The organism is Actinoplanes sp. NPDC026623 (genome assembly GCF_040638275.1).
Taxonomy (GTDB): Bacteria; Actinomycetota; Actinomycetes; order Mycobacteriales; family Micromonosporaceae; genus Actinoplanes.
In genome coordinates this window covers 1-16280 of sequence record NZ_JBEZXZ010000202.1, presented here as the reverse complement: position 1 = coordinate 16280, position 16280 = coordinate 1, and the positions used below count along the sequence as shown (strand labels likewise).

8 protein-coding genes and 1 pseudogene are annotated in these 16280 nt (G+C 66.2%); 4 read left to right on the top strand and 5 right to left on the bottom strand.

The window, feature by feature from the left end:
• Positions 1-101: 101 nt before the first annotated feature.
• The 3 genes from AB0F10_RS37190 to AB0F10_RS37180 form a co-directional block, all read right to left on the bottom strand.
• Positions 102-1943, bottom strand: a complete 1842-nt coding sequence (locus AB0F10_RS37190) for a hypothetical protein (protein WP_360636420.1) — start codon at positions 1941-1943, stop codon at positions 102-104.
• Positions 1944-1956: 13 nt separating this feature from the next.
• Entirely contained in the window at positions 1957-5376 is a 3420-nt protein-coding gene (locus AB0F10_RS37185) for a helicase-related protein (RefSeq protein ID WP_360636417.1), read from the bottom strand.
• A 145-nt stretch (positions 5377-5521) separates the two neighbouring features.
• The gene (locus AB0F10_RS37180; RefSeq protein ID WP_360636414.1) at positions 5522-7921 is read right to left on the bottom strand and encodes a hypothetical protein; all 2400 of its coding nucleotides are present in this window, start codon (positions 7919-7921) and stop codon (positions 5522-5524) included.
• 473 nt (positions 7922-8394) lie between these two features.
• Here AB0F10_RS37180 and AB0F10_RS37175 point away from each other — a divergent pair.
• Positions 8395-8818 (top strand): annotated as a pseudogene (locus AB0F10_RS37175) (transposase); the annotation flags it as partial.
• A gap of 67 nt (positions 8819-8885) precedes the next feature.
• Here AB0F10_RS37175 and AB0F10_RS37170 read toward each other — a convergent pair.
• Positions 8886-9890 carry an HNH endonuclease gene (locus AB0F10_RS37170; protein WP_360636411.1) on the bottom strand — a complete coding sequence of 335 codons (1005 nt, stop codon included), beginning with the start codon at positions 9888-9890 and terminating at the stop codon, positions 8886-8888.
• 287 nt (positions 9891-10177) lie between these two features.
• Between AB0F10_RS37170 and AB0F10_RS37165 the strand changes: the two genes are divergently transcribed.
• From AB0F10_RS37165 to AB0F10_RS37155, 3 genes are read left to right on the top strand one after another with little or no spacing between them, the layout of a single operon-like run.
• Positions 10178-11659, top strand: coding sequence for an ATP-binding protein (locus tag AB0F10_RS37165; protein ID WP_360636408.1), 1482 nt, complete (start codon positions 10178-10180; stop codon positions 11657-11659).
• Positions 11656-12642, top strand: a complete 987-nt coding sequence (locus AB0F10_RS37160; protein WP_360636405.1) for a PD-(D/E)XK motif protein — start codon at positions 11656-11658, stop codon at positions 12640-12642. Before AB0F10_RS37165 ends, AB0F10_RS37160 begins: the two co-directional genes overlap by 4 nt.
• Complete coding sequence (locus AB0F10_RS37155; RefSeq protein WP_360636402.1) at positions 12639-15563, top strand: Z1 domain-containing protein; 2925 nt, start codon at positions 12639-12641, stop codon at positions 15561-15563. The genes AB0F10_RS37160 and AB0F10_RS37155 overlap by 4 nt, the downstream gene beginning before the upstream one ends.
• Before the next feature lie 184 nt (positions 15564-15747).
• On the opposite strand, the gene AB0F10_RS37150 is transcribed toward AB0F10_RS37155, so the two are convergent.
• Positions 15748-16023: a hypothetical protein gene (locus AB0F10_RS37150; RefSeq protein ID WP_360636399.1), complete on the bottom strand. Its 276-nt coding sequence runs from the start codon at positions 16021-16023 to the stop codon at positions 15748-15750.
• Positions 16024-16280: the final 257 nt, after the last annotated feature.

The following is a 16280-nucleotide window of genomic DNA, read 5'->3' as shown; positions in this document are numbered from 1 at the left end:
CTCCCGATCCACGCCCGCACCCCGCTACCCCGCCATCAGGAAATCCCAGGTCAAGACCCCGAAACGGCGAAATCAACGTTAAACAGAAAGCTTAGGTTAGGTCACTGCGTCCAAAAGCCGCGCCATGACACTTCGTCTACGGCTGGGGCCGTCGATCCCGCGGGCGCGGGGAGAGTTCCAAACAGCAGGTTACGGTCCAGGACAGTGTTGAACCGCTCGCAGGCGACTTCGCTGGTATGCAGGCAGGCCGCGCACGCCCCGCCGAAGGATCGCCGACAGGGCGGGTCGAAGACGCATCGCGGGTCCGCGTCGAGTTCCTCAAGGGCGTCAGCGAGATCGAAGCGGAACACATGCTCAATGCCACCGAGCGTGAACTCGCTGCGGGTGTTCGCGTAGATCAGGAATGCGCCTGCTGATGGGAACAGGTACTCGGCGAGGGAGTCCACGTGCAGTCCGCACCGGACGGCGAGCGCCTTCATGAACCGGTGCGCCATTGAGTGCACCAGCCCTAGCGCGGCGGCGGTGATCCGGTGGCTTGGTGCGTTGAACGCGTCGACAACCGGTTCACACACTCCGAGCAGCCACTGGCGCGCCCTTCCGGCGTCGGTTGTCCCCGGGTCGGGTACGAGGCCGGAGTCGACCAGCCAGTGCACGATCTGCAGCGGGTCGATGCGGACCAAAAGGCCCTCAGTGTCACCGCGCTTGCCGTACATCGGGTGCTTGCCCGACTTATCGGCGTCGAAGAACTTAAACCAGGTCGTGCGGTCCCCGCTGCGGGTGCGTTGTAGCGCCTGCGGCGAAAGGCGGGTGTATCCCGCCACGACGTAGGCGACTGGCAGCTCGCGCAGCAGTGTGACGTCTGCGAGATGGTAGCGGTCGAGCAGCTGGCGATAATGCTGGTAGGTGGGCAGCAGTGATGGCGCTGGCGGGTTGGCCTCCAGGTCGCCTATGGTCAGCGGCTTCGCCGCGCTGGCCAGAGTCAGCGCCAGCGCCTCTTCGCCGACGATCTCCAGGGTCTCGGGAGACAGCCCGAGCCCCTCGACCTGGGCACGCCAATTGCCGCCCTCGTCGTCGGTCTGCCGGGCCTTTTCTAACAGCTGGGTCAAGAGAGGATCGTCGGGCGCGAGGCCGAGTGCCTTCACGGTTGCCTGCACTTGGGCGAGCGCGTCGTCGTGTCCGCTGACGGCCCGTTGCAGCCCGTCGAACCCCGGCTCAACGACGCCGATGAGCTGCCCGACCGCCGCGGCGCGGGCGTCGTGATCAGCCAAGGCGCCGTAGGTCGTCCGAGTCGGCGGGTTGAGTACCGTAAGCGCCTGCGGGTAGTGGATCGAGGTCTGCGGGACTCGCAGGACTGTAGAACGGCCGCTGCGGCATTGGGTGCAGAACCGGACGACGCTCCGCTCCGAGCGAGCTCCGCAACGCGAGCATCGCCAGAACCACCGCGCAACCGACAGCTGCCGCCAATTATGCAATTGCATCGGTGCCCGGCAATTGTTAGCGCATTGCGGCGGTCGCAGCTCGGCTAGGAGCCCGCAGTTGTGCACCTCGGCGAACTGGAACTGGGCGAGCGGGCCGTGACGCGCCGGACATGCCGGCGCGTCGTCGCCGGGGCGGACTGTAGCGAAATGCCCGCAGACGGTGCAGATGAAGGTGTTCGGGAATCGGGTGGCGCGCAAATCTTCCGCCTGCACTAGGCGGTATTGCTCCCGCTGGACGATCTCGAGTTCCGGGCCGGAGTTGGGTATCTGTGAGCGCAGTTGCGCGAAGGGCCGGATGAGTCGACGCAGCCTCGGCGTCACCCACGCCTCGGGAATGTCCAGCGTGGTCACCTGCCGAGGGGCCAGGCCTACCGCTACCGTGCCGTCCTGCCAACCGTAGGGCTGGTGTGGCATGTGGTTCCACAACGCTTGGACGGCGGTGCGGTTCATCTCGTCGTAGCTCATAGCGGGCCGCCCCTCAGACGTTCTTGTAGATGGTGATCGGCTCTTCCACGTCGCGTAGTGAGCGAGGGACCGAAGGATCCAGCAGCTCGGCGGTCGAACGGTTGGGGTCCGCCGATACGGTCATCCGGGACATCGTCTCGTCTACGAATTGTTCGACCTCGTTGCGGTGGACCTGGTGGTACGGATTCGCCGGGTCCAGGCCGAGGCCTGTACTGAGGTCGGTGACGAGGGTCTTCCGGTCGAGGTGGCCGGCGGTGAGGGCATTGCGGAACTGGTCGGACTTGGCCAGGGAAAAGCGCCGCGGTCCTGACGTCATCCAGGCCAGGTTGTGCACCTGCAGCAGGTATGCCATCAGCGCGCCCGGTAGCGCTCGGCGCAGCACGGGCAACGATTCCCGGTTCACCGGCACCTTGGTCACGAGCCGGTCGAGGTATCGGATCCAGGCGGCGTAGTACCGGAACACCGATGAGTCTCGGTCGCGGGACGGGTTGAACACGTGTATGACGAGACCCGGGTGGGCGCGTCCGACGCGGGCGGTGGCCTGGATGACCTCGGCCGCCTGGGCGGGGGTGCCCATGAGCACCATGACGTTCAGGCGGGGGGAGTCGAAGCCATGCCCGATGGCGCGGGTCGCGGCGACGATCCGGATCCGCCGAGCCGGGTCGGCGGGCGGGGTGTCGAGACGGGCCACCGCCTCGCGGATCTCCGCCGGGTCGACGCTGCCGGAGATTTTGGCGAGGTTATCCTCGCTGTCGAGTAGCTCGCGGACGCGATCGTCCCGGATGAACGACGACAGGTCCTCGTTCCGCAGGCAGTAGGCGAGCAGCACGGCGAGGTCGTCCTCGACGGCCGCGGTGACCTCTCTAAGGACGTCGGGATCGGAGGCGTCCAACCCGGCCGCTGTCGCAGCGGCGGCGGGATCGGCGACCGCGGCGGCGAGCCAGGCGGCGTGAATGCGGGCGACGTCGGCGGAGGCGGTGACCATGGTGGTTCTGCGGGGTCGCACGCCGACGTAGCGGCGCAGCGGGTCGTCAGTACGCACCCGAGAGAAGAAGTTCTCCTCCGCGTCTGGGCCAGGCGCGGGGAAACGTCGGGCGCCGTCACGGCGGTACAGCTGCCGTACCTGTTCGCGGTAGCCCTCCAGCGTGGCGGTGGCGCCGAGAATATGCAGTGGAGGGTTCCCGAGGCTCTCGCCGATCTGCTGCAACAGCGTCTCGTACATCCCATCGAGGGCGCCGAGGCTTTCGTCGAGCAGGTGCAGCTCGTCGGTGATCTCGCAACGCAGGTGTCCGAAGCCATCACGGGCTGGCGTGCGGTTCTCGTTGCAGCCGAATACAGCGCAGAATGACGGGTTCGCCGTGTAACCGTGCCGGGGGCAGCGGGAGTGCACCCGGCCGAAGAGGATCTTGAATTGATCGGCGTGGCCCATCTGCGCCAGTTTGTCGACGGTGCCGACAAGCACCGCCGGCGCGTTCCGGTAGATGTCGTCGTCGATCACCCACACCGGGAGAACACCCGTGAGAGGACAGTTCGTGTTGGCACAGACGTGCTGCATGGTCCAGGTTCGCTCATCGAACCGAACGGTTACCGGCTGGGTACATATTGGGCATCTCTCGAGGATGCGGCAGCGATCGGCCAGCTTCGGCGAGTGCGGGTCCAGTCCGCGACTGTACTGGCTTTCGGCGGGGTAAACGCGGTTTGGGGTGTTCGTGCCACCGACGAAGAACCCCACTCCGAACGGGTCGCCGCCGCTGATCCGCGGGTCGCGCTTGCGCAGTACCTCAGCGGCCAGGACTGCCTGCGTGAAGCGGTGTGTCTGCTGCGCTGAGAGCAGCCGCAGCGGGAATCGCGCCCACACGCTCACTCCGGCGGTCCCGCCGCGCAGTCGGGCGTAGAACAGATGGGTCAGGGTCACCCCGAGGTAGGCCTCGGATTTGCCGCCGCCTGGCGGGACGGTCTCTATCTGCACGTCGAGATCGACGGCGGGATCGACCACGGCGGGCAGGCATCCGATGATCCACGCAATCTGGAACAGCCACCATGAGTCGTAACCCTTGGCGGCCGCGACCTCGCGCATAGCGCGGTTTGCCAGCACGAACGCCTCACGGAGATCCGCGTTGTCGACTAGCGCTTGGGCTCCGGCTCGCAACCAGGTGTTCTCGTCGCGGGCGGCGCGCGCATCCGCGGCGGCGGCGTCAGCCGCAGCGTCGTCCCAGCCGCGGTCCGCACGCAACGATCTCAGCGCGCCGACGGACCAGTTCGCTTCGACCCAGGTCGAATGTGCGTCGACCAACGCGTTGACGGTGCCGGTCGGGTTCGCGATGAGCGACTCGAACGTGACGTCGATCCGCCTGCCGTCGGCGGCGATGGTACGGGGATGGACCCGGCCGGTCTCCGCGACCGCGCCGTAGGCCGTTCTAAGCGTTGTGGTGGACCCGTCGACGCTCACCTCGACCGGAGACGCCTGCCCGAACGCCTCGACGGTGCGGTCGTAGCGGTGTGAGCGGGCGACCTGTTCGAGGGTATGGGGCCACAGAGCCGCATCGGTCCGCGCGGACAGCCGCACCTCGTAGAGGTGGGTGTCCAGGTGTGGGCGGTCCAGATTGTCGGTGCCGGCGCGGTCGGCGAACTGCGCCTCATCCGCGGGGGTGGCGTTGACCACGGTCATCAGCACGTCTTTGCCTGCATCGGACGCGGTGACGTCCACGTCGATCGTCACGACGAACCGCGGCAGCGCGGCGTCGACCGCGGCCAGTAGGTTGCCTGTCGTGTACGAGGTCCACGCGGCGTCGTCATACATGTCGGCGTCGCGAGGCAGTGAGCCGGCCGGTCGGGTCTTGCGGCGGGCGCGGTACGGCTGGCCGACCGCACGGACGGCGGTGGCGACCGCTGCGTTCACGGCGGCGGTGATCTCAGCCTCTCCGAAGCGCAATGCTCCGGAATCCTCGACGTCGATCCGTACACGTACCGGCACCGGGCCGACGGGTACTTTCGTCCACACGGTGGCAAGCGGCCGACCTTGCGGGCTGGCACCGGTCCTTGCGGCCTGGCTGGAGGGATTCGTGGGCGTGTGCTGGTCGGCATCGAGGAACGCGCGCTGCTCCTCAAAGCTGGGGTGCAGGGTCACGTACACGCAGAACGACAGCTCGACTTCGAACAGGGCGGCCGTCGTGCTGTTGGCAAGCTGGAAGGAGAAGCCCTCTGCGGCGGGAACCAGGCGGTCACCGGTGAGGCCTCGGGAGATGTCGGCGACGAGTTGGGGCTCGCCGGACAGCTGTCCGAGCCAGACCTGATCGCGATGCGGCGCACCGAGAAGCCGTGCTCCCGTAGGGATGAGTTCACCCGCGGCCTCGCTGAGGATGCGCCTCTGCAAGGAGGCGAGCAGCTGGTCACGGATCAGCGCTCGCGCGGGCGTGCTTGTTGTAGCCGTCATGGCGGCTTCCTTTCGAACATCAGTTGGTGAGCCCGTAGGCGATGGGACGGTCCGGACCTTGAGGTCCTCGCGTGTCCGTGCGTAGTCATATGAAGTTGTGAATAGAGCTTCACAGGCGTCACCGTGCGTTGTCAATGGTTGTCTCTCAGCTGACGGCCTGGTTTGGGGCGTCGGCGGCCACGGCCGTGCGGAGCACGCCGACTGCGGCGGCGGTCACTAGGGTCAGCCGCGGATCCACCGTTGCGACCTGGTGCAGGGACACCGCTTCCAGCAGGTCAGCGATGTGCACGCCGAGCTCCGAGTCGACGATGGCGTCGTCGTTGCGCATTCGAGCGCCGGTGATCTGCGCGCTTAGCCACCGGCCGACGGCTCGGTTGAGTACTCGGCTGGTGTGCAGTGCTCTCCCGACGGCGTCGGCTCGCTGGACGAGTTCCCGGTCACCGACGGCTACGGCGAAGCGGCGCACGTCGGCCGGGTCAGCTGGGCCGGCGACGAGTCCGCGCAACCAATGTCCGATCGCGGCTTCGGTGGTGATCCCGGTCGGGTCGGGGCCGGCCCGCATGGAGGCGAGAATTTGTCGCACTGTGACTCCCCGATCGCGGACTCGGGTGATGCGTTGGTGCCAGAACGCGATCAGCATCGCTAGCGGCGCGTATTTGGGCAGCTCGGAGAGAGCGTCGATGACGGTGTCGAAGAGGTCACGGCGGGCGGTGGAGTCGACCAGTGCGATCACGTCGCCAGGAAGCAGGGACTTCGCCGCCATCCGGCCGGATTCGTTCCCGCGCCGTCGGTACACCACGTCGTTTGGGCCGATGAGCAGGTAGGTGTCGTCGGCGAACGTGACGGTAATGGCATGGATGTGGGCGCGGGCGGCGCCCTCATTGGCGCGGGCCGGGGGTGCCACGTCCGGGGCGTCGTCGCGGCCATGCGGCGTGCTGGCGGCTATCGCAAGCACGTCGAGGCTGAACGGTACCCACGGCGAGCCGTCGGTGGCGATTAGCTCGGCACGGCTCAGCGCAGTCTCGGCGCGCCATACGGTGACGGCATCACGCTCAGTTTCGACGGATGCCGGAGCGGCCGGCACGCCCATTCGACGCGAGCTTACGGTTCGGGTCTCCTCGCGCAGCGACCGCAGAGATCGAAGGGTGGCCTCAATCTGGCGGACGGCGCGGGAAGCCTCCCAAGCGCCGGCGACGGCGGTGATGGCCTCGTTGGCCGGAGGCGCGGCGACCAGGCTGGCATAAGCTCGCGGAAGCGGCCCGGTGACCAGCATCGTGTCGACGGGCAACGCGTCGACACGGCCACACAGCACGTCGCGGGCGCTCACGACTCGCACGTGTTCTCGCCAGCCGTGTCGGGTGGCGGTCGATTCCTCGAGCGCGGCGGTGAGGGCCGAAACCGCGACCCTGTTGCGGGTGACCACAAGTCCTCGCCGCCCGTCGTCGGAGAGTGCGTTGAGCCAGAACTGAACGAGCGACAACTTGGTAGCCGCGCCTGCCGCAGTGTGCAGTTGGGTGAACGCGTCCGCGACGTGGGCCCACGCCTCACGGGCCACCCCGGAGCGGTTGCCGGCGACGGCGCGCGCGTGACCGGCGGCCTCGCGCAGCGTCGTGGAGTACGGTCCCCCGGACTGGTACCGGTCGTAGTGGTCCGGGGTCGTGGCCAGGAGGCTGTAGGTGGCTAGGGTGCCCCATGCCCAGCGCAGACCGTGCGCCGTGTCGTGGTCGGCGCCTCGGGCCTTGACGACTGCGGCCAGATTGCCCAATGCGGTCCAGGCATCGTGCAGTGCGCCGTCGAGCGAGCTGTAGGTATCGGGCGCCCACACGGCTCGTCGGGCGGCCCCAGCGGCGGCCAGCAGTGTGCTTGGCGCGGCCAACACTTCGCCGCTCTCGTTGTAGTGGGCACCCTCTACACCCGCCAGCCGTGCCAGTGCCGGCGGGTCGAACGCCCACAGGACGCCCCCGGCGGATCGGATAACATCGATGATGTGGTCGAACGGGTTGTCGGTGACGTACACCACCAGCTGCCCACCGCGCACGACGGCCTCCACGTCGCCGGGATCGCCGCCGGTGCCGTCGATGACGAGCGCACCACCGCGACCCGCGGCCCGGCCGAGGTCGGAGGTCAGAAGCATTCGCCCGCCTTGATCGTGGCGGGCTGACCCCACCGTCTCCATATTGCCGTCGGCGGTCAGCCGCGCGCGGGGGATGTGGTCGGCTAGCCGATCCGGGCCGATGTACAGCTGGTCATAGTTGGCGCGCTGGGAGAGCCGCCTGCTCACGACAGTGGCCGATACGCTGAGCCGTCCCTCTCGCACGACCTCGGCGACCAGCGCCGCCGCACCCAAGACGACCGGGGTATTCGCGGCCGGTAGTGGGATGACCAGCGCCAATGGCACCCGTGCGGCTGCGGCGGCGTCGACGGCGGCCAGCAGCTCGTTGTCGAAGCCGGTCGTGGCGAACCGGCGAACCCCGGCGCTGGCCTTGTGCCGTAACCGGCCTTGACGCACGACGCTCGACAGCCCGCTCGGCGCTTGCTCGATCATCGGCCCCTCCTTTCACGGGCACGGTAGGCGTAGGGTCAGACATCTTCGGTTCTTCCGTCGGCTAAGGCATGGCGTCGGACACCCCTATCGATCGATCCGCGGCTCGCGAGAGCGTTTTCAGAGGTTCGGCGGCCTTACCTCGGCACGCGCCGACGAGCCGCTGAACACGGTGTCCCTCACCGGCCAGACACCGTTCGGATGAGGTCCGCTCGGCCATCGCCACGCTCGACAACCCAACTGCGGAGTTCGACGATCGCGTCCACGTCGTCACCGCCTCGTCGATGTTCTTTCCCGGCTCGACATCGACTCGCTCAACATCATGACTTTGCTTGGCGTGCCCTGACAACGGCGGAGTCAGACGACCGCCCGCGTCGGGGGATTGTACGACTAACGCCCTGATCGACCGGCCAAGGGAGAGACGCCAGATGATGACCTAGTTCACCGTGGACAAGAATCGTGTGCAGGGTCAGCGGCTGGTGGCTACGCACGAGCAGTTGATCGCGGTGCTGGTCGACAGTGGTCGCAGTGACGAGCTGGGGCTGCCCGGTGAGGACGGTCAGTTGCGGCAGTTGACCAAGCGGGTCTGGAATCAGCTCTGGACGGGGAGATCACCGTCCATGTCGGCTACGGCAAGCACGACCCGGCGGGTCGGGGCAGCGGGAACACCCGCAACGGCAGCCGGACCAAGACGGTGCTGACCGATGTCGGGCCGATCGAGGTGCGGGTGCCGCAGGACGCGGCTGGTACGTTCGAGCCGCAGATCGTGCGTAAGCGGCAGCGGCGGCTGACCGGAGGGACGACCTGACCCTCTCGCTGTCGGCCAAGGGGCTGACCCACGGCGAGATCAGCGCGCACCTGGCCGAGGTGTACGGCACCGAGGTATCGAAGCAGCCACTGTTGGACGTGGAGCGATGGCTGCGGCACTGGCTGGACACCCGGACCCCGATCCGACCGACTACCGAACTCAGGCCCCCAATTGATCCACGGGCCAACTAACCGTAGCTCCGCGATAAACGCGGTCGCGATGCCAGTTTAGATATGTGCGCTGCGGACCCAGAGCGTTGGGCGGCAGGAGGAGGCGGTCTGCCAGAGGTGGTCGGCCGAACGCGGCATGCAGGGCCGGGTTAGCTTCCACCGCGCGTTGCAGGTCGGAGTGGATGTGGATACGGAGCCCACCGTTGACCGCGAGCAGGCCGGTGTCGAACGCGACGTCATGCGTCGGGCACGCGGTGAGGCCGTTGGCGACATCGAGACGTTCCCGAGAATCGCATTCCCGCCACGGCTTGATATGAGACGCGACGAGCATCCGTGGCGCCCGCTGATCATCGACGGTCACAGCGAGGCCGCAAAAGACGCATCGATGGCCGTGGTTCTTCAATACGTCGCGTGCGAAGCGGTGTTGACCAATGCGGGCTGCGGCGATCAAGAGTGATTCGGTCAACTCGTCGCCGACGTTCGGATGTTCCCGCCACACCGCTCCTGCGACGTCGGTGGCATTGAGTTCGTCCTGGCCAAGTAGAATCAGAGGCGCTTCGTCGTGTTCCAGGTGCAGGAAGTCAGGCAGGTCGTTCGCAGCGATGCCAACGTCGCGGGCAGCACGCACGACAATCCGGTAGATGGCAGCCAGTTCGACGTGACCACCGAGCAGCCGGGCGGCGACTTCTAGCTCGTGCCGAGCACCGTTACTGCGGCTGCCGTCGAGATTGGCCATTTTCGCCAGCACGCTGCTGTTTGGCCGTTTGAACAGTTTGGCCAGGCTCGGGACGGGCTCCTCGGCACGGTGCGCCGTAGACCCTCCGTAGCGCCGGTGGTTAACCATCAGGCTCGCCGCCAGGCACAGCAGCGTTTCGACCGGCGCGAAGGTGACCTGCCGGCGGCCGTCGACCGGCCGGGACCGTGCGACGATCGAGCGCCACTGCGTACGCGTCCCCGACGGGGTGATCGCGAGATAGTCCGCAGCTGTGAGCATCCCACCTCCGGCGCGATCAGCGTGTGTAGACGTCTTTCAGCGTAGAGCAGTTGGACCGCGGCCAACGGGCACACGCCAGTGTGTGTCTGGTCTGGGTCGTTCATTGCCTGGGCGTAGCAGGTTGCAGTCAGGTCGTCCACCCGCGCGATGGGCATTACTCTCCCAGCTCACGTTCGATACAGTGCGTCACTATAGAGGCTTAGGATCTCTGCGCCTGACGTGGTTCGAGTTACTGAATGGGGACGGCGTTGTCAACGTGGCGGGAGAATGTTCCTACCAGCGGGTCAGTGAGCCTGCCGCCCGATCCCCACGCCCTCGAGGGCCTCGGACGTAACCATCGACTTGAGACCGCCCTCGCGGATCTTGTCGACAACTCCATCGACGCTGACGCGAGTGAGGTCGTGATCAGGTTCGTGCAGCAACACGGTCGCCTGTGCTCCCTGTACGTCGCGGATAATGGTCGCGGGATCACGGAGGATCGAATCGACTCGGCGATGACCGTCGGGGGCCGGCGTGAGTACGAGGCAGGCAGCCTCGGAAAGTTCGGGCTCGGCATGAAGGCGGCGTCGTTCAGCCAGGCGCGGAGCCTCACGGTCTTGACCAGGACGCCGCAGGGAACGACCAGCGGCCGGCGTTGGCAGCTCGGCAACGTCGCCGACTTCAAGTGCGACATCGTTCCAGCGGACTTTGTCGCGGATGAGGTGGGGCGTGACTGGGGGTTCAAGACGGACGGCGCCGGCGGATGTACCGTCCTCCGCTGGGACGACATCACTGGATTCACGGTCACCGATGATCCCGACCGGGTGCAGTCGTTCCTGAACGCCACGATCACGACGATCCTCAACCACTTGGGCCTGGTACTCCACCGCTTCATCGCCCGAGGCTCATTGCGGATAGCGGTGGATGTAGAGGATGTCGATCGCGCGGCTGTCGGACCGCAGTTCGAGGTCGAACCGCTCGATCCCTTCGGATACCACCGGTCCGGCCAGCCGGACTATCCCAAGACTCTCGTCGCCGACCGCGACGGCCACCGTCTGCAATTCGCATGCCACATTTGGCCGGGTAGGTCGAAGCTGTCGAACTTCAGACTTCCCGGCGGAGCCGTCGAGCGCCAGGGCCTCTACTTCTATCGAGGTGACAGGCTGCTCCACGCCGGCGGCTGGGACGGGCTCACCGTCCCGGACATGCGCCACCAGCTCGCACGGGTCGCGATCGACATCAGCGACGACGTAGCGGGGCTCTTCACGATGAATCCCGAGAAGTCACGAATCGCCGTTGGTCCGGACTTCGCACATCTCGCGGAGGCCGCCTGCGACGGTGCCGGCACGAGCATGTCCGACTACCTGCGAGACGCTGAGAACACCTACAAGCGCTCCCGGGAGCGCAGCCGCGATCGCCGCAAGATGCTCCCACCTGGTAAGGGCTTGGACCCATCCGTCAAACGCGCCATCGGTGAGGAGATCCCGTTCCTCGCAGGCGAGGAACCGATCGACATCCGGTGGAGACGCTCCGAAGGCCTGGATCTCTTTACCGTCGATCGAGACAACCGGACGTTGTGGCTCAATGACCGGTATCGGCAGGTCATCAACGGCGGGGCGCGCGGCGGCCTCAACGACGCGCCCCTCGTGAAGGCGCTGCTGTACTTGCTCGTGGAGGACGTCTTCGAGGGCGAATATCTCGGCGTGAAGGATAGGGACAACGTCGCCTTGTGGCAGGAAGTCCTGACGGCCGCCGCACGATCGCAATACGAGCGGGACGCTCGGTCATGAAACTGGCGCGCCAGCACCTCAGCGTTTCAGGATTCCGCGAGTACCTCGCCAGCGGGGTTCCCATCGCGCACCCCGTCGACGGCGAACCACCACTAACCCTCACCATCGATCCTCACGCACCGTCGATTTCGTTACGAGGCCCGCTCCTCGCCGGTGAGACACCCCCGCGTATCCAACTTGAGCACGTCCAGGTCAGACCGTGGCCCCAAGACAGAACACAGCTCCAAGTCGTCATCACCGAGCCGGCACTGTTCGTCGACTCCTACGCCCTGCTGTGCTCGATCGCCGACCGCGCGCAGTTGAACGGGCGTGGCTTCGCCGCGGCCGTCGTCGAGGCGGTTCGGATGCTCGGGCGCCTCCTCGAACACACGCGCGAGTTGTCCCGGCAGCGTGAACTGGGACTCTGCGGTGAGATCCTCGTGCTGCTGGGCGCCTGCCGGCGACTCGGGCCGGATGATGCTGTGGCGGGTTGGCGTGGCCCTCACTTCGAAGAACACGACTTAGCCATCGATGGTCTGGACGTCGAGGTCAAAACCACCGCCTCCGAGCGGAGGGCGCACTGGATCGATTCCCTTACGCAGCTTCAACCCACGGCGCGCACGCCGCTCTGGCTGGTATCGCACCAGCTCACCGAGGCCGGACCGAGCCAGGGGTGGCGTCTTGGAGACCTAGTCGATGCGGCTCGGACCGCCGTCGCGGGGTCGACAACCCGCGAGGACCTTGACGAGCGGCTCGCCGCGTCGGGGTGGTCTGACCCGTTCGCCGAGCTCTGCGTGACACGGTGGCGGCGCCGCGCGCCGTCCAGGGCATACCTCGTAGCCGGTGACTTCCCCCGACTGACCGGCGAACGGTTGGCGGGTGTTGAGCTGGATCCCAGCCGGCTAACCGACGTCAGATACCGCATCGACCTCACCGCCCAACTTCCCGGCGCCGCGGTGCCCGAGTCAATCGCCGACATCATCGCCACCGAGGTGACCCCTTGAATGAATCACTGGCCACCAGCTACAGAGATGCCCTCAACGGCATGGAACTGCGGGGGCCACGGCGCATCCACGCCCTCGCGGCTTCCATGGCTGACGACCCCGCCATGGTCACGGATGACGACACGCTTTGCGCCTACCTCGCGACCGCTGAACCAGACGACGCGCTGCGCCGAGACCTCGCCGTTCGCCTCGCCACCTGGGACGCCGCCGAGGCGACGCCGTGGACGGCGGGAACAGAACCTAACTCCCGCGAACGGCGAGCACACGTCGTCACGCTCCTGGGACTGAGCGATAAGGCGGCGGCCGTTCTGCTCGAGAAGTTCCCCATCGCGACGACGGACATCACCGTCATCGACGGCGATTGGACACCCTGGTACACCGAGAAGAAACGCCAGGACAGCAACTTCTACTGGGCTCACTACAGCAACCACCTGTTGCACAGCAGTGGCTTCAGCGGTTACGCCGTAGCCGCCCTCGACGCGGCCACGACAAAGGTCGTCGAACGACTGGCGGAACCGTCGAACCTTGAGCGTTATCAGGCCAAGGGACTCGTTGTCGGCTATGTACAGAGCGGCAAGACCGCCAACTTCACCGGCGTCATCGCCAAGGCGATCGACGCCGGCTACCGGCTCGTCATCGTGCTCACCGGCAGCACCGATCTGCTACGGGCGCAGACCCAGCGGCGCCTCGACATGGAACTTGTCGGCCGCGAGAACCTCCTGCGTGGCATCAGCGAGGACGACACCGAGGCCTTCGACTATCACTCCGACCGCGACTGGCTCGACGACAAGTTCGTCCGCCACGCAATCCGCCCATCCGACGCCGGCCAACCCGACATCGTCCGGCTCACCACCCGAGACTTCGACTACCGCAGCCTGCAACAGGGCATCAGTGCACTGGACTTCGAACGCCCCAACCGCACCAAGCCGCTGTACGACGCCGTCAATCTGGCTGGTAGCGACGCTCGGCTGGTCGTGGTGAAGAAGAACGGCTCGGTTCTCGCCAAGCTCGTGAAGGACCTCGGAAAGATCACCACCCGTCTAGCCGACATCCCGGCGTTGATCATTGACGATGAGTCCGATCAAGCCTCACCCAATACCAGCAATCCGAAGAAGTGGCAGGAGGACCAGAAGGACCGCACCACCATCAACAGGCGCATCGGGGAACTGCTGGTGGCCCTCCGCCGATGCCAGTACGTCGGCTACACGGCGACGCCGTTCGCCAATGTCTTCATCGACCCCACCGACGCCGAGGACATCTTCCCCAGCAATTTCCTCATCTCCCTCGACCGGCCAACCGGGTACATGGGCGCCGCCGAGTTCCAAGATCTCGACGTCGACTTCGGCGAGAAATCCGCGGACTTCGACACGTCGAACGTGAAGGCGCACGTCCGTCCCCTCTCAGACGACTCCGACGACGACTCCGACCTGCGCGATGCCCTCGACGCGTTCGTCCTCACCGGCGCCGTAAAGCTGTTCCGACAGGAACAGGGAACCGGCTCCTTCAGGCACCACACCATGCTCGTGCACCACGCCATGCAGCGTGCGGTACACAGCGAGAAGGCCGCTGAGGTTCGCGGGCTCTGGGCCAACGGCGGCTACTTCGCGCCGGCCAGCGGCGACCGGCTGCGGAAGCTCTACGAGACGGACATCCTGCCGGTCTGTCGTGCGGTGGCACCTCAGGACGACGCCCCCGCCACCTACGAAGAACTGACTCCATACGTCGCCCAAGCCGTCCGAAACATCGGGCAGGGCGGCGACCCGGTGATCGTCGTGAACAGCGACAAGAGTCTGGAGAACGAGGAGATCGACTTCGACCAGCGCCCGGTGTGGCGCATCCTCGTCGGTGGGAACAGTCTCGCTCGCGGCTTCACCATCGAAGGGCTCACGGTCTCGTACTACCGTCGGTCCACCAAGCAGCAGGACACGCTGATGCAGATGGGACGGTGGTTTGGGTTCCGACCGCACTACCGCGATCTCGTCCGGCTCTACATCAACCCGACCCTACACGCGGCGTTCGAGGCGAGCTGCCGCGACGAGGAGCACTTCCGTGCGGAGCTACGCCGCTATGCCGTCCCGGTCGACGGAGAGCGGCAGCTCACCCCCGCAGAGGTTCCGCCGCTGGTCGCACAACACCTCAGCTGGCTCAAGCCAACGGCGACCAACAAGATGTACAACGCTGAGCTGGCCGAACGCCGCTCGCCCGGCATCGCGGTCGAGCCCCGCCGCTGGCCGTCGGACCCACACCTGATCGAAGCCAACACCAAGGCATTCCAGCCGATACTCGACGCAGCGACGACCAAAACACGCCTGCACGGCGAGATAGTCGAGGCCGACGGATACGGCACGACCGGCGCGTGGAACTACGAGGCATGGATGGGGCGGGTCAGCCACCCCGTTCTCCTCAGCGTCCTTCGGTCGATCCGTCTAGTCCCGGACGACGCGCTGACACCGGACCTGCGATGGCTCAGCTCCCTCACCTCTGACCAGATCGACGGATGGGTCGCGATCATCCCTCAGCAAGTAGGAGTCGAGACGCGCAGACGTATCCTCGGCCACGAACCGATCAGCGTGTCGGCCCGACAACGACTCAAGGGCGACTATTACGGGCCCCTAAGCGAGATCGCGCACCGTCGACCCGTCGAGTTCATCAAGCGAGGCCGGAACGAAATCGGCGACGACAACGCGCGGCAGCTCGTGGGAACTCGCACCGGCGCATTACTGGTGTATCCGACGGTCGACAAGGCGGGCAAACGAGGGTCTGTACCAGGTGAAGTTGGCGGCGATTTGGCGCCGGCTCAGGTAACCATGGCCTTTCACCTGGTGGCACCTCGTACGGCGGTTGGCCGCGACAACCGCTTGGTGCTGTTCACCACCAGGGTCACAGCGCAACGCGGTGTAGCGATTGTTGACAAGACATAGACCAGTTCAGCCGACGCTAGCATCATTTGACGATCCACCGTGGGCTGCCTCTGTTCGACGGTGCCGTCCATATGAGCGGCTGGCTTTGAACTGCCCGTCGAAAGATTTCTCAATCGACCTAGTTGATCGACCAGTATCGCCCGGTCCATGTCTTTTGGTATTCCGCGGGGTCTTTTCCCATTGATCACGGCTTGGCACAGCCTGCGGTCGTAGCAGCCTTGGCGATCAGGGAAAGGCGGGTGTCATCGCAGATAAACCGTACGAGCGGCTGAGATTCCCCACGGCGAGAGTGATGACCGCGGCAGCTTGTCGTGGTGAGCGCGTAGCCGGCGACGAGGGCGGCTACGGCGGACATCACACCGAGGTCGAGCCGGTAGAACCGAGCGAGCGGAACGTCGTCGATCAGGCCGTCGTCGTCCCACTCGCCGGTGTAGCGGTCCTCGACGAGTTGGTCGGACACGCTGTCGAACCTCGTCAGTTGCCGACTGGGCCTTGGCCAGCGCAACGAGTTCTCGCTCCTCTCCGATCACCTCTTGGACCTCGTCCCACGTCACCTCGGCGATTACGAAGTAGAGCGGGTTGTCGCCGACTCCGTCGTCCGCCTCCTCGAGCCATATGACGCCTAAGCCCCTGGCGAGAACTCCTTCCCGTAACCCTCGGGTAGCCAGGGCGAGGTCCAGGGTGCCGCGGTGGTCAGGTTCTGGGTGTTGGTGCGGT

Coding starts and splice junctions, on each gene's coding strand:
- AB0F10_RS37190 (WP_360636420.1), bottom strand. CDS start 1,943: ATGAGCTACGACGAGATGAACCGCACCGCCGTCCAAGCGTTGTGGAAC.
- AB0F10_RS37185 (WP_360636417.1), bottom strand. CDS start 5,376: ATGACGGCTACAACAAGCACGCCCGCGCGAGCGCTGATCCGTGACCAG.
- AB0F10_RS37180 (WP_360636414.1), bottom strand. CDS start 7,921: ATGATCGAGCAAGCGCCGAGCGGGCTGTCGAGCGTCGTGCGTCAAGGC.
- AB0F10_RS37170 (WP_360636411.1), bottom strand. CDS start 9,890: ATGCTCACAGCTGCGGACTATCTCGCGATCACCCCGTCGGGGACGCGT.
- AB0F10_RS37160 (WP_360636405.1), top strand. CDS start 11,656: ATGAAACTGGCGCGCCAGCACCTCAGCGTTTCAGGATTCCGCGAGTAC.